The following is an 18,437-nucleotide window of genomic DNA, read 5'->3' on the forward strand; positions in this document are numbered from 1 at the left end:
TGCATCCGGGGGACGGGCGTAGGGGAACCGTGAGGATCGACGGATGCGGCCGGGCGGCGCAGTTGGATCGAGGACGTGCTCGACATCATCTACCTCGCGCTGACCCTGGCGCTGTTCGCCCTCGTGTCCCTCATCGCCAAGGCGGTGGACCGCGCATGATCGTCTTCGAGATCCTCGCCGCCGTCCTCGCCGTCGCCGCGGTCGTCTACCTGGTCGTGGCGCTCGTCGCCCCGGAGCGCTTCTGATGGACGCGACGGTCCTCTTCGGCGTCCTCCAGATCACGGCCGTCGTGGTCGTGCTCGTGCTCCTCTACCGCCCCCTCGGCGACTACATCGCGCACGTCTACACCTCCGGGCGCGACCTCCGCGTCGAGCGCGGGCTGTACCGGGTGATCGGGGTCGACCCCCGCTCCGAGCAGACCTGGCGCGCCTACGCCCGCAGCGTGCTGCTGTTCTCCCTCGTCGGGCTCCTGCTCGTCTACGGGCTGCAGCGGCTCCAGGCCTTCCTCCCCGCCTCGCTGGGCCTGCCCGCCGTGCCGGAGGGACTCGCGTTCAACACCGCCGCCTCCTTCGTCGCGAATACCAACTGGCAGTCATACTCGCCCGAGCAGACCCTGGGCTACACGGTGCAGCTCGCGGGCCTCACCGTGCAGAACTTCGTCTCCGCCGCGGTCGGCCTCACCATCGCCATCGCCCTCATCCGCGGTCTCGCACGCCGCGGCTCCGCGACGATCGGCAACTTCTGGGTCGACCTCACCCGCGGTCTGGGGCGGCTGCTCCTCCCGCTCGCCCTGATCGGCGCGGTGGCCCTGCTCGCGGGCGGCGTGATCCAGAACGTGAACGGCTTCACCGACGTCGCCACGGTCTCCGGCGGCACGCAGACGATCCCCGGCGGTCCGGTCGCGTCGCAGGAGGCCATCAAGCTGCTCGGCACCAACGGCGGCGGCTTCTTCAACGCGAACTCCGCCCACCCCTTCGAGAACCCGACCGGGTGGACCAACCTCCTCGAGGTGCTGCTGATCCTGGTGATCCCGTTCGCCCTCCCCCGCGCGTTCGGCCGACTGGTCGGCGACCACCGGCAGGGCTACGCGATCGTCGCGGTCATGGGCACCCTGTTCCTCGCCTCACTCGCCGCGCTCTCGGCCCTGGAGCTGGCGGGACGCGGTTCCGCCCCCGAGCTCGCCGGCGCGGCGATGGAGGGCAAGGAGCAGCGCTTCGGCATCCTCGGCTCGACCCTCTTCGGCAGCGCGAGCACCCTCACCTCGACCGGGGCCGTGAACTCGATGCACGATTCGTACACCGCGCTCGGCGGCATGATGCCGATGCTGAACATGATGCTCGGCGAGGTCGCCCCGGGCGGCGTCGGCTCCGGTCTGTACGGGATGCTCGTGCTGGCGATCGTGGCGGTCTTCGTCGGCGGGCTGCTCGTCGGCCGCACCCCGGAGTGGCTCGGGAAGCGCATCGGACCGCGGGAGATGACCCTCGCAAGCCTCTACATCCTCGTGGTCCCGGTGCTCGTCCTCGGCGGCACGGCCCTGAGCTTCGCGATCCCCGGCATCCGCGAGGACGTGGAGTCCACGAGCATCCTCAACCCGGGCGTGCACGGCATGAGCGAGGTGCTCTACGCGTTCACCTCCGCCGCGAACAACAACGGCTCCGCGTTCGCGGGGCTCACCGCGAACACTCCGTGGTTCAACACCGCCCTGGGCGTCGCGATGCTGCTCGGGCGCTTCCTCCCGATCGTGCTCGTGCTGGCTCTCGCCGGGTCGTTCGCCGCGCAGGAGCGGGTGCCGGCCACGACCGGCACGCTCCCCACCCACCGGCCGCAGTTCGTCGGCCTGCTCCTCACCGTGACCGTCGTCGTGACGGCCCTCACCTACTTCCCCGTGCTCGCACTGGGACCGCTCGCCGAAGGACTCTGACCATGACCCTCCTCACCACCCCTCCGGAACAGCAGGACGCCCCTGCCGTCCCCGCCCGTCCGCCGCGCTCCTTCGGCGGCGCCCAGCTCGTGCAGGCGCTCCCCGGTGCCGTCCGGAAGCTCAACCCCGCGACGCTCGTCCGCAACCCCGTGATGCTCCTCGTCTGGGTCGGCGCCGCGTTCACGACCGTCCTCGCGATCGCGGAGCCCTTCCTCGGCGGGCCCGCCTCCTCCGGCGGCACCCCCGTCCCGGCGGCGTTCACCTGGGGCATCGCGCTCTGGCTCTGGCTGACTGTGTTCTTCGCGAACGTCGCGGAGTCGGTCGCCGAAGGGCGCGGCAAGGCCCAGGCCGCGAGCCTGCGGAACACCCGCACCCAGACGATGGCGCGACGGGTGGTGGGCCCTTCGACAGGCTCAGGGACCCAGGGTGCGGGCTCAGGGACCCAGGGTGCGGCCTCAGGGACCCAGGGTGCGGGCTCAGGGACCCAGGGTGCGGCCTCAGGGACCCAGGGTGCGGGCTCAGGGACCCAGCGTGGCGCCGGGTGGGTCGCTGAGCTCGTCGAAGCGCCGACGGAGACGGTGTCGTCGGCGGAGCTGCAGCGCGACGACCTCGTGATCGTCTCCGCGGGCGAACTGATCCCGGGCGACGGCGACATCGTCGCGGGCATCGCGACGGTCGACGAGTCGGCCATCACCGGCGAGAGCGCCCCCGTCGTCCGCGAGTCCGGCGGCGACCGCAGTGCTGTCACCGGCGGCACCCGGGTGCTGTCGGACCGGATCGTCGTGCGCATCACGTCGAAGCCCGGCGAGACGTTCGTCGACCGCATGATCGCCCTCGTCGAGGGGGCGAGCCGGCAGCGCACCCCGAATGAGATCGCGCTGAACATCCTCCTCGCGAGCCTGTCGATCGTGTTCGTCGTCGTGGTCCTCGCCCTGAACCCGATCGCGTCGTACGCGGCGTCGCCGGTGAGCATCCCCGTCCTCATCGCCCTGCTCGTCTGCCTCATCCCGACCACCATCGGCGCGCTCCTCTCCGCCATCGGCATCGCTGGCATGGACCGGCTCGTGCAGCGGAACGTGCTGGCGATGTCGGGGCGGGCGGTGGAGGCCGCGGGCGACGTCACCACGCTGCTCCTCGACAAGACCGGCACCATCACCCACGGCAACCGCCGCGCCCACGCCGTGCTGCCGCTCACCGGGGTGGACGCCGAGGAGCTGCTGCGCACCGCCGCCCTCTCCTCGCTCGCCGACCCGACGCCGGAGGGCGCATCGATCGTCGAACTCGCCGCCGCCCGCGGGATCCGGGTGGAGGCCCCGGCGGACGCCGTCGTCGTCCCGTTCACCGCGCAGACGCGCATGAGCGGTCTCGACCTCGCCGACGGCACGCAGATCCGCAAGGGTGCCGCCTCGGCCGTGGCGGCCTGGCTGGGGCAGACTCCCGATGACGAGCTCGCGACCCTCACCGACGACGTCGCCTCGGGCGGCGGCACGCCCCTCGTCGTCGCGGTGCAGGGCCCTTCGACAGGCTCAGGCCCTTCGACAGGCTCAGGGACCCAGCCGGACCCAGGCCCTTCGACAGGCTCAGGGACCCACTCCGATTCCGGGACCCAGGCTGTGGACGCGCGGATCCTCGGGGTCGTGCACCTCAAGGACATCGTCAAGGACGGCCTCCGAGAGCGGTTCGACGAGCTGCGCAGCATGGGCATCCGCACGGTCATGATCACCGGAGACAACCCCCTCACCGCGAAGGCCATCGCGGCCGAGGCCGGCGTCGACGACTACCTCGCCGAGGCCACCCCGGAGGACAAGCTCGACCTCATCCGCCGGGAACAGGAGGGCGGACGTCTCGTCGCGATGACCGGGGACGGCACGAACGACGCTCCCGCGCTCGCCCAGGCCGACGTCGGCGTCGCGATGAACACGGGCACCTCGGCGGCCAAGGAAGCCGGCAATATGGTCGACCTCGACTCCGACCCGACCAAGCTCATCGACATCGTCCGCATCGGGAAGCAGCTGCTCATCACCCGCGGCGCACTGACGACGTTCTCGCTCGCGAACGACATCGCGAAGTACTTCGCCATCATCCCGGCGATGTTCATGGGGGTGTTCCCCGGACTCGCGGCACTGAACATCATGCAGCTGCATTCCCCGGCCTCCGCGGTCACGAGCGCGATCATCTTCAACGCCATCGTGATCGTGTTCCTCATCCCGCTCGCGCTGCGCGGCGTGAAGTACCGGCCGGCGAGCGCCTCGCGGATCCTGCAGCGGAACCTGCTCGTCTACGGCCTCGGCGGGGTCATCGCCCCGTTCGTCGGCATCAAGCTCATCGACCTCCTCGTCAGCCTCCTCCCCGGCTTCTGACCGGGCTCGAAAGGAACGCCATGTCGTCCACCACCCGCACCACGATGCGCACCGCCGGTGTCGCCGTCCGCGCGATGCTCGTCCTCACCCTCGTCCTCGGCGTCGGGTACACGCTGCTCGTCACCGGCATCGGCCAGCTCCTCCTCCCCGCACAGGCGAACGGCTCGATGCTCCCCGGCGACCGGGGCAGCGCGCTCCTCGGGCAGTCCTTCACGGATGCCGAGGGCGAGGCCCTGCCCGAGTACTTCCAGTCCCGCCCCTCGGCGGCCGGCGACGGGTACGACGGGGCGTCGTCCGGCGGCAGCAACCTCGGGCCGGAGAACCCCGACCTCGTTGCCGCCATCGCCGCACGGAAGGCCGAGATCGCCGCGAGGGAGGGCGTCGATCCGTCCGCGGTCCCCGCGGATGCCGTGACCGCGTCCGGCTCCGGCCTCGACCCGCACATCAGCGTCGCGTACGCCCTGCTCCAGCTGCCGCGGGTGGCCGCCGCCCGCGACCTGTCCGAAGACGAGGTGCGGGCCCTCGTGGAGTCTAGGATTCAAGGGCGGGACCTGGGGTTCCTCGGCGAGGAGCGCATCAACGTCGCGGAGCTGAATCTCGCACTCGACGACCGGGAGGGTGCATGAGCGCAGAGCGGCCGCCGCGCCCCGCGACGGACCGGAACCGCCGCGGACGACTGCGCGTCCTCCTCGGCGCCGCGCCGGGCGTCGGGAAGACCTTCGAGATGCTCGCCGAGGGTCGGCGGCTCCGCGACGAAGGCCGCGACGTGGTCATCGCGATCGTGGAGACCCACGGCCGTGCGGCCACGGCCGCCCTCACCTCCGGGCTTCCCGAGGTGCCGCGGCGCGAGGACGCCCATCGCGGGGTCACCCTCTCCGAGCTCGACCTCGATGCGGTGCTCTCCCTCGCCCCGGAGATCGCTCTGGTGGACGAGTTCGCGCACACGAACGCCCCCGGCTCGCGGAACCCCAAGCGCTGGCAGGACGTCGAGGAGCTGCTGGACGCGGGGATCGACGTCGTCACCACCGTGAACGTGCAGCACATCGAGTCGCTGAACGCGGTCGTGGAGAAGATCACCGGGATCGCCCAGCGCGAGACCATCCCGGACGCGGTCGTCCGCGCCGCCGACGAGATCGAGGTCGTCGACCTCGCACCGCAGACGCTCCGCGACCGGCTCGCCGCAGGTCTCGTCTACCCCGCTGAGCGGGTCGACGCCGCCCTCTCGCACTACTTCCGGCTCGGCAACCTCACCGCCCTGCGGGAGCTCGCCCTGCTGTGGCTCGCCGACGAGGTCGACAGCGCGCTCCGCAGCTATCGCGCGGAACAGGGCATCGCGGGAGCCTGGCAGGCGCGCGAGCGGGTGGTCGTCGCCCTCACCGGCGGCCCGGAGGGCGAGACGCTGCTGCGCCGCGGGGCCCGCATCGCCGCACGCTCCGCCGGCGGGGAGCTGCTCGCCGTGCACGTGACCGCCCAGGACGGACTGCGCGACGAGACCCCCGGCGCCCTCGCCGCGCAGCGCTCCCTCGTCGAGTCCCTCGGCGGCACGTACCACCAGGTGGTCGGGGACGACATCCCGGCGACGCTCGTCGAGTTCGCGCAGGGTGCCGACGCCACGCAGCTCGTGATCGGGGTGAGCCGGCGCGGCCGCCTCGCCGCCGCCCTCACCGGGCCGGGGATCGGCGCCGAGGTCATCCGCCGCTCGGGCGACATCGACGTGCACATCGTGACCCACGCCGCGGCGGGCGGCCGGCTCGCCCTCCCCCGCATCACCGGCGGTGCGCTCGGCTGGCGTCGGCAGGCGCTGGGCTTCGGCGTGGCCCTCGTGTTCGGCCCGCTGCTGTCCTGGCTGATGTTCACCGTCCGCAGCCCCGAGTCGATCACGGCGGAGGTGCTCGCCTACCAGCTGCTCGTCGTGGTGGTCGCCCTCATCGGCGGCATCCGTCCCGCCGTGTTCGCGGCGGTGCTCTCCGGCATCACCCTCGACTTCCTCTTCGTCGCCCCGCTGTTCACGATCACGATCGCGCACCCGCTGCACGTGCTCGCGCTCACCCTCTACGTGATCATCGCGATCCTCGTGAGCCTCATCGTCGACCAGGCCGCCCGCCGGGCGCGGACCGCGCAGCGGGCGACCGCCGAGGCGGAGCTCCTCGCGGCCGTCGCCGGGAACGTGCTCCGCGGCGACAACGCCGTGCTCGCCCTCGTCAGCCGCACGCGGGAGGCGTTCGGCCTGAGCGGGGTGCGGCTGCTCACCCCCTCCGGCGAGGTGCTGGCCAGGGACGGCGAGCCGGTACCGGACGGCCGCGCCACGACCATCCCGGTCGGAGTCGCGTCCGGTGGGGGCCCGCGCGCCGTGCTGGAGCTCAACGGCGAGCCGATCGCCGGTCCGGAGCGCCGGCTGCTCGACGCGATCGTCGCCCAGCTCGCCGCCGCCATCGAGCACACCGATCTCCGCGCGACCGCACGGGAGGCGGAAGCCCTCGCCGAGACCGACCAGGTCCGCAGCGCCCTGCTCTCCGCCGTCAGTCACGATCTGCGTCGGCCGCTGGCCTCGGCGGTCGCCGCGATCGGCGGGCTCCGCGGCGCGCACGGGCTGTCCGCCGAGGACCGCGCGGAGCTGCTGGAGACCGCGGACGAGAGCCTCGCGACCCTCTCCGCCCTCGTCACCGATCTCCTCGACGTGAGCCGCGTGGAGGCGGGGGTGCTCGCGGTCTCGGCCCAGCGGATCGACGCGGCCGGCCCCGTGCTCGCCGCGGTGGACGAGCTCGGTCTCGGCCCCGCCGACGTCGAGCTCGCCCTGGACCCCGACCTCCCGCCGCTGCACGCGGACCCCGTGCTCTTGCAGCGGGTACTCGTGAACGTGCTCGCCAACGCCCACCGTCACGCTCCCGACGGCAGTCGCGTGCTCGTGTCGAGCAGCCGGCTGGGGGATCGGGCAGAGCTCCGGATCATCGACCGCGGCGAGGGCATCGCGCCGGAACGCCGCGATGCCGTCTTCCAGCCGTTCCAGCGTTTCGGCGACACCGACAACACAGCGGGGCTCGGGCTCGGGCTCGCCCTGTCGCGCGGTTTCACGGAGGGCATGGGCGGTAGCCTGACTCCGGAGGACACCCCAGGGGGCGGACTCACCATGGTCATCTCCCTGCCGCTCGCCGCAGGGTCTTCCGACACGGAGGGGACGGAGTGAAGCTCCTCATCGCCGACGACGACCCGCAGATGGTGCGGGCGCTGCGGATCACCCTCGCGGCGCACGGCTACGAGGTCGTCGTGGCCGCCGATGGCGCCGCCGCGATCGCCGCCGCAGCGCAGAGCCATCCCGACCTCATCATGCTCGACCTCGGCATGCCCCGCCTCGACGGCATCGAGGTGATCCAGGCGCTCCGCGGCTGGACGAGCGTGCCCATCATCGTCGTGTCGGGGCGGACGGGCTCCGCCGACAAGGTGGAGGCGCTGGACGCCGGGGCGGACGACTTCGTCACGAAGCCCTTTCAGGTCGACGAGCTGCTGGCCCGGCTGCGGGCGCTCTCCCGCCGCGCGGTCGCCGCGAACGGGGAGTCCGTGGTCGCGTTCGGGGACGTCGTCGTCGACCTCGCCACGAAGACCGTGACCCGCGCCGGCACCCGGGTGCACCTCACGCCGACCGAGTGGCGGATGCTCGAGCACCTCGCGCGGCATCCGGGCGCGCTGGTGACCCGGCAGGATCTCCTCAAGGAGATCTGGGGCAGTGCCCAGGTGTCCGACTCCGGCTACCTGCGGCTCTATATGTCCCAGCTCCGCAAGAAGCTGGAGCGCGAGCCTTCGACGCCCGTCCACCTGCTGACGGAGTCAGGAATGGGCTACCGGCTGGTCCTCTAGCGACCGAGCGGCGCGCGGTCGTGCGTGCCCGCGATGCGACGCCGACGGAGGACCGCCACGACGCCGACGACGACGAGGAGGACGGCCACGATGATCGCGGTGACGGCGGTGGGCGTGCTCTCCGGCTCGCCCGTGAGACGCCCGACCGCGAGCCAGCTCAGACCCCAGGCGGTCGCGAGCGCCGGCGCGAGGCGTCCGGTGAACCAGGCCGATGCGGCGCCGATCACCAGCACGACCACGAGCACGGCGACGGCCCAGGCGTCGGGGGCACCCGCTCCGATCTCCGGGACCGTCTGGGTGAGCCAGGCGGCGGTGTTGGCGACCGTCGCGATGGTGACCCAGCCGAAGTGCAGGCCGTTGGCCCCGTCGGTGAGGAGGCGATCAGCGAGATTGCGGGCGGGGAACCGGCCGAGGAGCACGACGACGCGGGCGAGCGTCGCGAGCAGGAGCGCGATCACGAGCACGGTCAGCCACAGCGTCAGGTAGCGCGCGGTCACGAGCCAGAGGCCGTTGAGCACCATCGAGAGGGCGATCCAGCCGCCGACCGCCTGCTGTCGCTCGTCGCGGCGCTGCGCGGGGAGCGCCTGCCACACGGTGTAGGCGAGGAGTCCCACATAGATGAGCGACCAGATCGAGAAGGCCGGTCCGGCGGGGGCGAGGTACGAGCCTTGGGCCGAGAGCGCGCCGTTCTGCAGCTCATCGACGGAGTCACCGCCGAAGGCGCCGGCGCCGATGGCCGCGGCGATCAGCATGAACACGGCGGCGGCGATCACGAGGCTCTGGCGGGCGATGCCCTTCGTCGAGGTCTCCATGCCCGCACCCTACGCGGGGAGGGGGCGGAAGGGAGTGGCCTTGACAGTGCGCCTTCGTTTCGCTAACCAGGTTAGCGAGTGGAGGCGTCAGGCCGGAGCGAGGGCGGCGTCGATCAGGACCTCGGCGGCGCGGCGCGCGTGCACGGCGGCCTCCGGGTCCGCACCGATCGCCGCCGTGCTCTGCGCCCCCTCGGCGAGGAGCGAGAGCTGGGCGGCCAGGCCCACCGGGGCGCCGGTCGCCGCGACGAGCTCCGCCATGTACTGCTGGAACGACGCCTTGTGCGCGCGGACGATGCCGGCGACCTCGGGACTCGTGCCCCCGAGCTCGCCGAACGCGTTGATGAAGGCGCAGCCCCGGAACCCGTCGCTGCAGAACCAGTCCTCCAGGTAGCCGTAGACCGCGAGGAGGCGGGCGCGCGGGTCGTCGCCGCTCTGCGCCACGGCGGCGGTGAGCCCCTGCTCCCACTCGGCGTGCTTCCGCGTCAGCACCGCCGCGACGATGTCCGTCTTCGCCGGAAACAGCGAATAGAGGCGCCGCAGCGACACCCCGGCGGCGGACCGGAGCTCGTCCATGCCGACCGCTGCATAGCCCTTGCGGTAGTAGAGCTCCTCCGCGGCGGAGAGGATGCGTTCGCGCGCCTCGTCTTCGGTCATGTCCAGAAGTCTACTTGACATGAGAACGAACGTTCTCTAGATTGATCACATCAGGCGAGAACGATCGTTCTCACCGGCATCGGAAGGAACACATCATGGGTTACATCACCGTCGGCACCGAGAACACCACCCCGATCGAGCTCTACTACGAAGACCAGGGCAGCGGTCAGCCCGTCGTGCTGATCCACGGCTACCCGCTCAACGGGCACAGCTGGGAGCGCCAGACCCGCGAGCTCCTCGCCCAGGGGTACCGCGTCATCACCTACGACCGCCGCGGCTTCGGACAGTCCTCCAAGGTCGGCTCCGGCTACGACTACGACACCTTCGCCGCCGATCTGAACACCGTGCTCGAGACCCTCGACCTCCGCGACGTCGTGCTCGTCGGCTTCTCCATGGGCACCGGCGAGCTCGCCCGCTACGTCGGCCGCTACGGCCACGAGCGCGTCGCGAAGCTCGCCTTCCTCGCGTCGCTCGAGCCCTTCCTCGTGCAGCGCGACGACAACCCCGAGGGCGTGCCGCAGGGGGTCTTCGACGGGATCGAGGCCGCCGCCAAGGGCGACCGCTACGCGTGGTTCACCCAGTTCTACAAGGACTTCTACAACCTCGACGAGAACCTCGGCACGCGCATCAGCCAGCAGGTCGTCGACGCGAACTGGAACCTCTCCGTCACCAGCGCCCCGGTCGCCGCCTACGCCGTGGTCCCGACCTGGATCGAGGACTTCCGCGACGACGTGAAGGCCGTGGCCGCCGCTGCCAAGCCCACGCTGATCCTGCACGGCACCAAGGACAACATCCTGCCGATCGACGCGACCGCCCGCCGCTTCCACCAGGCCGTCCCCGAGGCCGAGTACGTCGAGGTCGAGGGCGCCCCGCACGGCCTCCTCTGGACCCACGCCGACGAGGTCAACGCCGCCCTGACGCAGTTCCTGGCCCGGTAACCCTCGTTCGAATCGCCCGAATGGCCCCACTTCCTCTGGAGATGGGGCCATTCGGGCGATTCGAAGCGGGTCAGCGGGAGCGCCAGAGCAGCCAGACGAAGTACGGGGCACCGATCAGCGCGACCACGAGACCCGCCGAAAGCTGCGCGGGGGCGATCACCGTCCGGCCGATCGTGTCCGCGATGCCCACGAGCAGCCCGCCGAGGAGCACCGCCGTCGGGATCACTCGCGAGTGCCGCGCGCCCACCAGGGCCCGCGCCGCGTGCGGCGCCACGAGCCCCACGAAGCCGATGACCCCGATCGCCGTCACGCTCAGCGCCGCGAGGACGGCCGCCACCAGCAGCAGCGTCAACCGGACGGGCTCCAGCCGGATGCCGACCAGTCGCGGGGTGTCCTCATCGAGCGACAGCACGTCGAGCTCCCGGCGACTCATCACCACGAACGGCACCGCGATCACGAGGACGATCGCCAGCGGGATGACCTGCTCCCACACCCGCCCGTACGTCGTGCCGGAGAGCCAGGTGTAGATCTTCGGGGTGTCCCACGGGTTCGAGCGCAGTAGGAAGAAGGTCGTGAGGGAGACCGTGAAGTACGAGACCCCGATGCCGATGAGCAGGAAACGGTCCGCGTTCAGGCCGCCCCGCCACGACAGCAGGTAGACGAGGGCGAAGGCGAGCAGCGAGCCGGTGACGGCTCCCGCGATCATCCCGCCCGTCGACGACGTGATGCTCGTGATCACCAGCACCGCGCCGAGCCCGCCGCCGCCGGTGACGCCGAGGATGCCCGGGTCGGCGAGCGGGTTGCGGCTCACCCCCTGGATCACGGCGCCGGAGAGCGCGAGCGCGGCGCCGGCGACCACGGCGGCCACGATCCGCGGCGCGCGCTCGTCGAGGGCGAAGGCGATGGGCGCGGGAGCCTGCCCCTGCAGCCATAGCGCGATGTCGCCGGTGAGCAGCCAGGTGTGCCCGGCGAGCAATCCGAGCAGCAGCACCCCGACCACGCCGAGGGCGACGAGGGCGAGGGTGATCCGGAAGCGCAGGCGGCTGCGCACCCCGAAGCGCACCCGCGGAGGCTCGCGCGTGGGACCGGCGTCGCGGAGGCGTCGGGCCATGAGCACGAGCACGATCGCGCCCAGCAGCGTCGTCGCGACGCCGGTCGGGATGAGGATCGCGGCCTCCGCGCCGATCAGCGCGCGCAGGAGGGCGTCGGAGAGGATGACGACGAGGGCGCCGAGGAGCCCCGACGCGGGGATCAGCAGCAGATGGCGGTTCAGGCTTGGCACCACCCGCGTCAGCAGCCGCGCGAGCACCGGCGCACACAGCCCGACGAAGCCCATCGGCCCGGCGAGCGTCACCGCGACCGCCGTGAGGGTGACCGCGAGGAGGATCCCGATGGTCCTGGTCGACCGGATCGGCACGCCGAGCGACGAGGCGGTGTCGTCGCCCAGGGACAGGATGTCGAGGCGCCGCGCGAGCACGAGGGCCAGCACCGTGACGACCACGACGACCGGAGCCGCCTGCAGGAACGCGGTGAGTCCGAGCTGCGACAGGCTCCCGCTCCCCCAGGCGAGCAGTCCCTTGGTCTCCTCGTCGAACAGGATGAGCAGGGTCGAGGTCGCGGCCTGGAAGGCGAGCGCCAGCGCAGAGCCCGCGAGGATGAGGCGGGTCGTGGACGACCCCGCCCCTCCGGCGAGTCCGAGCACGATGCCCGCGGCGACGATGCCGCCCGCGAACGCCACCGCCCCGGAGGCCCACACCGGCACGGCGATCCCGAACGCGGCGAGCGCCGTGACGGCGAGGCAGGCCCCGGCGGTCACGCCGAGCGTGTCGGGTGACGCGAGGGCATTGCGGGCGAGGGACTGCAGCAGGATGCCGGCGACGCCGAGGGCCACGCCCACCGCGACGCCGGCGGCGAGCCGCGGCACCCGCGATCCCCAGAGGACGTCGGCGTCAGCGAACACCGCGCCGCTCGTGCCCTGCGTGAGGTGCCAGCAGGCGACCGCCACCAGCACGACGGCGAGAGCGACGAGCACGCCGACGCCCGTCCACACCGCGGGCTTCCGACCCTCCGCCCCCACGCGGACGGCGGACGCCGGGGCGTCAGGCTCCGCGGTCGCCGTCGCGTCGTCGAGGCGGAGGGTCTCCGTCACTTCGAGAGCACCTCGAGGTAGCCGTCGATGATCTGCGCGGTCGAGCGCGGGCCGCCGAAGGTCCAGATACCTGCCGGGAACGCGGTCAGGCGGTCCTCCGCCACCGCGGGGAGCGAGGTCCACGCGGGGTTGTCCGCGAGGGCGTCGACGAAGCTCTCGGAATCCGGGTCCGCGGTGCCGGTGTAGAACAGGTTCGCGTCGCCGACCGTCGTCATGCCCTCGACATCGGTCTGCCCGAGGCCGTACACGGGGTCGACCTCGCCGGTCCAGGCGTTCGTCAGCCCGAGCTCCTCGCCCACCTCGCCGACGAGCGAGCCCTGGCCGAACGGACGCAGCGCCACGTTGCCGCCGTCGACCCAGCCGTCGAAGAACACGAAGTCGGTGGTGGCGAGGTCGCGGTCGGCGAGCTCGGCCTTCGCGGTGTCGAGGTGCTCCTGGAACTCCTCGGTGACGACGTCGGCCCGCTCCCCGCGGCCGGTGACCTGGGCGATGAGGTCGAAGGTGTTCAGCATCTTGGCGATCGGGTCCTTCGCATCGGCGCCGATCGTCGCGAGCACGGGCACGTCGTAGGCCTCGAGCTGCGCGACGATGGGGTCGTCCGCGGCACTGACCTCGACGATCACGAGGTCGGGGTCGGTGCCGAACAGCGTCTCCAGGTTCGGCTCCTGGCGGGTGCCCACGTCGACGACGCCCTCCGGCAGCTCCTCCGCGGTGACCCAGGTGCTGTACCCCTCGGCGTCGGCCACCGCGACCGGCGTCACGCACAGCGACAGGGCGTCCTCGATCTGCTGCCACTCGAGCACCGCGATCCGCTCGGCCGGCGTGTCGAGCTCGACCGTGCGGCCGAGGTCGTCGGTGACGGAGACCGCCCCGGTCGAGGTGCTCGTGGTGTCGTCCGTGCAGCCCGCGCTCGTCGAGGTCGGGGCGTCCGATCCCTCGGCGGACGGCGTCTGCGTGGTGCCGCAGCCGGCGAGCGCGAGGGTGAGGGCGCCGCCGAGGGCGAGCACGGCGAGGGAGGTCTTCTTCATCGGTGGTTCCTTCAGGGGTCGGGATCAGGAGGCGGAGGGGGCGCGGAGGCGACCGTGGTGGCGACCGCGCGGACGCACCCGCACCAGCCCGGTCTCCTCGTCGAGGGCGGTGTCGATGCGCAGGCCGTACACGTGCGAGAGGTTCTCGCCGGTGAGCACTTCGGCGGGCGCCCCCGCCGCGTGGACCCGGCCGCGGTGCATCAGCACGACGTCGTCGGCGACCGAGGCGGCGTGGTCGAGGTCGTGCAGCACGACGCCGAGCGCGGTGCCGTGGTCGTCGGCGAGCTCCCGCACCAGGTCGAGGGTCTCCACCTGGTAGCGCAGGTCGAGGTGGTTGGTCGGCTCGTCGAGCAGCAGCACCCCGGTGTCCTGGGCGAGTGCGGTCGCCAGCCAGACGCGCTGCAGCTCGCCGCCGGAGAGCTGGTCGACCGGACGGGCGGCCATGGCGGAGAGGCCGGTGAGGGCGAGGGCGCGCGCCACGGCCGCTCGGTCGGCGTCGCTCACGCCGGAGAACCGTCCGCGGTGCGGGTGGCGGCCGTAGGCGACGACGTCGGAGACCTCGATCCCGGACGGGTGCGGCCGGGACTGCGACAGCATCGCGACGGTCTTCGCGAACTCCTTGGCGGAGAGGGCGGCGGCGTCGCGCGACTCCGCGCCGCCGACGCGCACGGTCCCCGCCTCGATGCGGTGCAGCCGCGCGAGAGCGCGGAGGACGGTCGACTTGCCGCTGCCGTTCGGTCCGATCAGCGTGGTCACCCGGCCCGGCGCGAGGCGCAGGGATACGTCGTGCACGACCCGGGTGCGGCCGTAGCCGAGGACGAGGGACTCCCCCTCCAGGCTGTGGCGATCGATGGCCTCGGTCATCTCAGCCCCGCATCGCGACGCCGCGGCGCCAGTAGCCCATGAAGGCGACCTGCGCGCGATCGACGCCGAGGTCCTTCACGAGGTGCCGACGCAGCGTCGTCACGACACCGCTCTCGCCCGCGATCCAGAAGTAGCGGCCGGCGCGGTCGTCCTCACGGGGGATCTCCTCCCCCAGGCTCGAGTACTCGGGGGTCTCCCACAGGAGGTCCTCCCCCTCGATGTCGGTGACCCGGATCTCGTCCCCGGCGTCGTCATCCCCCAGATACTCGAGCACCGCGGGGATGAGGCGAAGGCCGTGCGGCTCGCCGATGTCGCGCGGGAGCCAGTGCACGTCGACCCCGGCCGGCACGTCGATCGCGAGCACGTCGGCGGGCGACGGCACCTCGATGAAGGCGACGCCGCGGAGGTCGCGCGGGGCGTCCTCCAGGATGCGGGCGATGGCGGGGGCCGCGGTCTCATCCCCGACGAGGACCACTGAGGTCGCCGCCCCCGGCGCGTACTCCGCCCCGCCGTGCGCGACGACGCCGCGGCGCGGGCCGACCAGCCACAGCTCCTGACCCACCGCGGCGGTGCTCGCCCACCGCGAGGCCGGACCGGTGAGCCCCGGCTCCAGGTGCAGCACGAAGTCGATGTCGACCTCGGTGCGGCCGTCGTCGGCGACCCGCAGCTCGCGCACGGAGTAGGTGCGCATCGAGCCGCGCTCCTCCTCCGGGACGGACAGGTACGAGCCCCACCAGTCGTACGTCGACCGGTCGATCTCGGCGAGCACGCCGGACGCGGGCGGGAAGACGAGCTTGACCCGGCTGTCGTACACCTCCCCCGGCGTCCCCAGCTCGCTGAGCTCCTCGCCGCCGAGCGTCACCCGCACGAACGACGGGGAGACGCGGTCGACGCCGCGCACCTCGGCGCGGGTGAGGATGTAGGTCGGGCGCTCGGTCGTGGTGGATTCAGCGGACATGATGCCTTCCGATGGGGGTGACCATCGGCTTGCCGGAGACCGGGTCGATGGTGATCTGGTTGGGGAGGCCGAAGACCTCCTGCACGAGTTCGGCGGTGACGATCTCCTGCGGGGCGCCGATCGCGTGCACGCGACCGTCCTTCATGGCGACCAGCTCGTCGGCGTAGCGCGCCGCGAGGTTGAGGTCGTGCAGCACCATGACGATCGTGGTGCCGCGCGCGACGCTGAGGTCGGTGAGCAGGTCGAGCACCTCGACCTGGTGGGCGACGTCGAGGAACGTCGTCGGCTCGTCCAGCAGCAGGATGTCGGTCTCCTGCGCGAGGGCCATCGCGATCCAGACGCGCTGCCTCTGACCGCCGGAGAGCTCGTCCACGCTGCGGTCGGCGAGGTCGCTGATCCCGGTCGCGTCCAGGGCGTCGGCGACGACCTCGTAGTCGTGCGCGCTCCACCGCGACAGCGCCCGCTGGTGGGGATGACGTCCGCGACCGACGAGGTCGGCGACGGCGATGCCCTCGGGGGCCACGGGCGACTGCGGCAGCAGGCCGAGGATGCGCGCGACCTCCTTCGTGGGGCGGGCGTGGATGGACTTCCCGTCGAGCACGACCTCCCCGTCCCCCGGCGACAACAGGCGGGCGAGGGCGCGCAGCAGCGTCGACTTGCCGCAGCCGTTGGCGCCGACGATCGTGGTGATCTTCCCCGGCGCGATCTGCAGGTCGAGGCCCTCGACCACGGTGCGGTCGCCGTAGGAGAGGGTGACCCCTTCGGCGGACAGGCGGTGGGCGGCGGTCACAGCGAGCCTCCGGTGCGGTTGGTGCGGATGAGCAGGTAGATGAGGTACGGCGCGCCGACGACGCCGGTGACCACGCCGACCGGGTACCGCGCGCCGAGCGCGAACTGGGCGATGAGGTCGCCGCCGAGCACGAGCACCGCGCCGACGAGGCCGCTGGGCAGCAGCAGCGTGGCACCGGGACCGGTGAGCCGCGCGGCGATGGGTCCGGCCATGAACGCGACGAAGGCGATCGGCCCGGTGGCGGCGGTCGCGAAGGCGAGGAGGGCCACGGCGCCGAGGATGAAGACGAGGCGCGTGGCGGTGACCCGCACGCCGAGCCCCGCGGCGGAGTCGTCTCCGAGCTGGAGCGTGCCCAGCGCCCGGCCCTGCGAGAGCAGCAGCGGCACGAGGATCGCGGCGGCGATCGCCATCGGCAGCACCCGCTCCCACGACGCGTTGTTGAGGCTGCCGGTGAGCCACTGCATCGCGGTCTGGATGTCCCAGTTCGCGGCCCGGGACAGCAGGTAGGAGATGACGCTCTGCAGCATCGCCGCGACGCCGATCCCGATGAGGATGAGGCGGGTGCCCGCGAAGCCGCCCTTGATGGCGAGGAGGTAGATCGCCAGCGCGGTGACGAGGGCGCCGACGAGCGCGAGGAGCGAGACGGCGGGGCCGTTGAGCGAGAGCACGACGATGCCGAACACCGCGGCGGCACCGGCCCCGTTCGAGATGCCGATGATGTCCGGCGAGGCGAGTGGGTTGCGCAGCATGGTCTGGAACGTCACGCCCGCCATGCCGAACGCGAGGCCGGTGAGGACGGCGAGGACGGCGCGCGGCAGGCGCAGGTCGCCGACGGTGAACGACGCACCGGGCACCGTCTCGCCGAGGATCACGCGGACGACCTCGTCGAGCGGGTAGAACGTGTTGCCGACCATGAGCGCCACCGTGAAGAGCACGACCACGACGGCCCCGAGCGCGACGGTGACCACGGCATGACGGCGGTGGCGTGCCCGGCGGCCGGCGATGACACGCGCGGTGCGGGCGGCGGCGGACTCGTCGCCGCGGACGAGGGTGTGCTCGGTCGTGCTCACAGCTCCCGCACCTTCTGTCGGCGGACGATCCAGATGAAGAACGGCGCCCCGATGATCGCCGTGATGATACCCACCTGGATCTCCTCGGACGACGGCGAGATCACGCGTCCGACGATGTCGCTCGCGGTGAGCAGCGCGGCGCCGGCGAGGGCCGAGAACGGCAGCAGCCAGCGGTGGTCTGTACCCACGAGCATCCGGCACATGTGGGGGACGATGAGCCCGACGAACCCGATCGGCCCTGCGATCGCCGTCGCCGCGCCGGCCAGGATGACCGCACCGAGGGCCGACAGCATCCGGGTGCGCAGCACGTGCTCGCCGAGCCCCTTGGCCATGTCGTCACCGAGGGCGAGGGAGTTCATGCCGCGTGCAGACAGGAAGCAGATGAGGGCGCCGACCGCGAGGACCGGGGCGGTGATCGCGATCCGCGGCCACTCCGCCCCGCCGACGCCGCCTATCTGCCACGACTGGAACGTCTGGAGCAGGTCGACCCGCGGCAGCATGACCGCGCTGATGAGCGAGGCGAACGCGGCGGAGGTCGCCGCCCCCGCGAGGGCCAGCTTGAGCGGGGTGGCCCCGCCACGGCCGAGGGAGCCGACGGTGTAGACGAACACGGCGGCCGCCGCGGCGCCGACGATCGCGAAGGCCATCTGCCCGTAGGGATTGCTGAGCCCTAAGAACGCGATGCCGAGGACGACCGCGAACGAGGCGCCGTTCGAGACCCCCAGGATGCCGGGGTCGGCGACGGGGTTGCGGGTGACGGCCTGCATCGTCGCTCCCGCGAGGGCGAGGGCCGCCCCCACGAGGAGCGCGAGCACCGTGCGGGGGATGCGCTTGACGACCGCGGCCTGAGCGATCGTGTCCGACTGCCCGGAGAGCGCCGCGAGGATGTCGTCGAGGGTGACCGCCCGCACCCCGAACGACACCGAGAGCACGACGAGCACGAGGATCACACCGACCCCGGCGAGCAGCCAGAGGGTGCGCACCACCGCCGGACGCCGCAGGGTGGCGGCGTCCGGCGCGAGGACGGGTGCTGAGATCACG

At 72.3% G+C, this 18,437-nt stretch carries 16 protein-coding genes; 7 read left to right on the top strand and 9 right to left on the bottom strand.

What is annotated here, in order from left to right; genetic code table 11:
* Window positions 1-155: 155 nt before the first annotated feature.
* From AB0N68_RS04240 to AB0N68_RS04265, 6 genes are read left to right on the top strand one after another with little or no spacing between them, the layout of a single operon-like run.
* Window positions 156-245 (top strand): potassium-transporting ATPase subunit F, encoded by a 90-nt coding sequence (locus tag AB0N68_RS04240; RefSeq protein WP_036292752.1) that lies wholly within the window; start codon window positions 156-158, stop codon window positions 243-245.
* Entirely contained in the window at window positions 245-1,921 is a 1,677-nt protein-coding gene (kdpA, locus tag AB0N68_RS04245; protein WP_187663048.1) for a potassium-transporting ATPase subunit KdpA, read from the top strand. The genes AB0N68_RS04240 and kdpA overlap by 1 nt, the downstream gene beginning before the upstream one ends.
* 2 nt (window positions 1,922-1,923) lie before the next feature.
* Window positions 1,924-4,281, top strand: a complete 2,358-nt coding sequence (gene kdpB, locus AB0N68_RS04250; protein ID WP_363332175.1) for a potassium-transporting ATPase subunit KdpB — start codon at window positions 1,924-1,926, stop codon at window positions 4,279-4,281.
* A gap of 20 nt (window positions 4,282-4,301) precedes the next feature.
* Complete coding sequence (kdpC, locus tag AB0N68_RS04255) at window positions 4,302-4,907, top strand: potassium-transporting ATPase subunit KdpC (RefSeq protein ID WP_292795276.1); 606 nt, start codon at window positions 4,302-4,304, stop codon at window positions 4,905-4,907.
* The gene (locus AB0N68_RS04260; protein ID WP_292795274.1) at window positions 4,904-7,465 is read left to right on the top strand and encodes an ATP-binding protein; all 2,562 of its coding nucleotides are present in this window, start codon (window positions 4,904-4,906) and stop codon (window positions 7,463-7,465) included. The genes kdpC and AB0N68_RS04260 overlap by 4 nt, the downstream gene beginning before the upstream one ends.
* Window positions 7,462-8,133, top strand: a complete 672-nt coding sequence (locus AB0N68_RS04265; RefSeq protein WP_187663044.1) for a response regulator — start codon at window positions 7,462-7,464, stop codon at window positions 8,131-8,133. Before AB0N68_RS04260 ends, AB0N68_RS04265 begins: the two co-directional genes overlap by 4 nt.
* On the opposite strand, the gene AB0N68_RS04270 is transcribed toward AB0N68_RS04265, so the two are convergent.
* Together AB0N68_RS04270 and AB0N68_RS04275 are read right to left on the bottom strand one after the other, a co-directional pair.
* The gene (locus tag AB0N68_RS04270; RefSeq protein ID WP_268777410.1) at window positions 8,130-8,945 is read right to left on the bottom strand and encodes a TspO/MBR family protein; all 816 of its coding nucleotides are present in this window, start codon (window positions 8,943-8,945) and stop codon (window positions 8,130-8,132) included. The genes AB0N68_RS04265 and AB0N68_RS04270 overlap by 4 nt on opposite strands.
* Before the next feature lie 87 nt (window positions 8,946-9,032).
* Window positions 9,033-9,599: a TetR/AcrR family transcriptional regulator gene (locus tag AB0N68_RS04275; RefSeq protein WP_187663042.1), complete on the bottom strand. Its 567-nt coding sequence runs from the start codon at window positions 9,597-9,599 to the stop codon at window positions 9,033-9,035.
* A gap of 95 nt (window positions 9,600-9,694) precedes the next feature.
* Between AB0N68_RS04275 and AB0N68_RS04280 the strand changes: the two genes are divergently transcribed.
* Window positions 9,695-10,537 carry an alpha/beta fold hydrolase gene (locus AB0N68_RS04280; protein ID WP_268777412.1) on the top strand — a complete coding sequence of 281 codons (843 nt, stop codon included), beginning with the start codon at window positions 9,695-9,697 and terminating at the stop codon, window positions 10,535-10,537.
* Window positions 10,538-10,607: 70 nt separating this feature from the next.
* Here AB0N68_RS04280 and AB0N68_RS04285 read toward each other — a convergent pair whose 3' ends face one another.
* From AB0N68_RS04285 to AB0N68_RS04315, 7 genes are read right to left on the bottom strand one after another with little or no spacing between them, the layout of a single operon-like run.
* Window positions 10,608-12,686 (bottom strand): iron ABC transporter permease, encoded by a 2,079-nt coding sequence (locus AB0N68_RS04285; RefSeq protein WP_363332179.1) that lies wholly within the window; start codon window positions 12,684-12,686, stop codon window positions 10,608-10,610.
* A complete protein-coding gene (locus AB0N68_RS04290) occupies window positions 12,683-13,714 on the bottom strand; it encodes an ABC transporter substrate-binding protein (protein ID WP_187663039.1) in 1,032 nt (343 codons plus the stop codon). Before AB0N68_RS04290 ends, AB0N68_RS04285 begins: the two co-directional genes overlap by 4 nt.
* A gap of 24 nt (window positions 13,715-13,738) precedes the next feature.
* A complete protein-coding gene (locus AB0N68_RS04295) occupies window positions 13,739-14,578 on the bottom strand; it encodes an ABC transporter ATP-binding protein (RefSeq protein ID WP_259954923.1) in 840 nt (279 codons plus the stop codon).
* 1 nt (window position 14,579) lies between these two features.
* Window positions 14,580-15,536 (bottom strand): siderophore-interacting protein, encoded by a 957-nt coding sequence (locus AB0N68_RS04300; RefSeq protein WP_313366514.1) that lies wholly within the window; start codon window positions 15,534-15,536, stop codon window positions 14,580-14,582.
* Window positions 15,526-16,326, bottom strand: coding sequence for an ABC transporter ATP-binding protein (locus AB0N68_RS04305; RefSeq protein ID WP_136051913.1), 801 nt, complete (start codon window positions 16,324-16,326; stop codon window positions 15,526-15,528). The genes AB0N68_RS04300 and AB0N68_RS04305 overlap by 11 nt, the downstream gene beginning before the upstream one ends.
* Window positions 16,323-17,396, bottom strand: coding sequence for a FecCD family ABC transporter permease (locus AB0N68_RS04310; RefSeq protein WP_259954919.1), 1,074 nt, complete (start codon window positions 17,394-17,396; stop codon window positions 16,323-16,325). Before AB0N68_RS04310 ends, AB0N68_RS04305 begins: the two co-directional genes overlap by 4 nt.
* Window positions 17,393-18,436 (bottom strand): FecCD family ABC transporter permease, encoded by a 1,044-nt coding sequence (locus AB0N68_RS04315; protein ID WP_268777417.1) that lies wholly within the window; start codon window positions 18,434-18,436, stop codon window positions 17,393-17,395. Before AB0N68_RS04315 ends, AB0N68_RS04310 begins: the two co-directional genes overlap by 4 nt.
* Window position 18,437: the final 1 nt, after the last annotated feature.

This window comes from Microbacterium meiriae, assembly GCF_040685015.1.
GTDB classification, from domain to species: domain Bacteria; phylum Actinomycetota; class Actinomycetes; order Actinomycetales; family Microbacteriaceae; genus Microbacterium; species Microbacterium meiriae.

Bases quoted from the DNA above. Each gene is read 5' to 3' on its own strand.
- kdpB (WP_363332175.1), top strand. From the start codon at position 1,924: ATGACCCTCCTCACCACCCCTCCGGAACAGCAGGACGCCCCTGCCGTC.
- AB0N68_RS04240 (WP_036292752.1), top strand. From the start codon at position 156: ATGATCGTCTTCGAGATCCTCGCCGCCGTCCTCGCCGTCGCCGCGGTC.
- AB0N68_RS04260 (WP_292795274.1), top strand. From the start codon at position 4,904: ATGAGCGCAGAGCGGCCGCCGCGCCCCGCGACGGACCGGAACCGCCGC.
- AB0N68_RS04275 (WP_187663042.1), bottom strand. From the start codon at position 9,599: ATGACCGAAGACGAGGCGCGCGAACGCATCCTCTCCGCCGCGGAGGAG.
- AB0N68_RS04295 (WP_259954923.1), bottom strand. From the start codon at position 14,578: ATGACCGAGGCCATCGATCGCCACAGCCTGGAGGGGGAGTCCCTCGTC.
- kdpC (WP_292795276.1), top strand. From the start codon at position 4,302: ATGTCGTCCACCACCCGCACCACGATGCGCACCGCCGGTGTCGCCGTC.
- AB0N68_RS04280 (WP_268777412.1), top strand. From the start codon at position 9,695: ATGGGTTACATCACCGTCGGCACCGAGAACACCACCCCGATCGAGCTC.
- AB0N68_RS04300 (WP_313366514.1), bottom strand. From the start codon at position 15,536: ATGTCCGCTGAATCCACCACGACCGAGCGCCCGACCTACATCCTCACC.
- AB0N68_RS04270 (WP_268777410.1), bottom strand. From the start codon at position 8,945: ATGGAGACCTCGACGAAGGGCATCGCCCGCCAGAGCCTCGTGATCGCC.
- kdpA (WP_187663048.1), top strand. From the start codon at position 245: ATGGACGCGACGGTCCTCTTCGGCGTCCTCCAGATCACGGCCGTCGTG.
- AB0N68_RS04290 (WP_187663039.1), bottom strand. From the start codon at position 13,714: ATGAAGAAGACCTCCCTCGCCGTGCTCGCCCTCGGCGGCGCCCTCACC.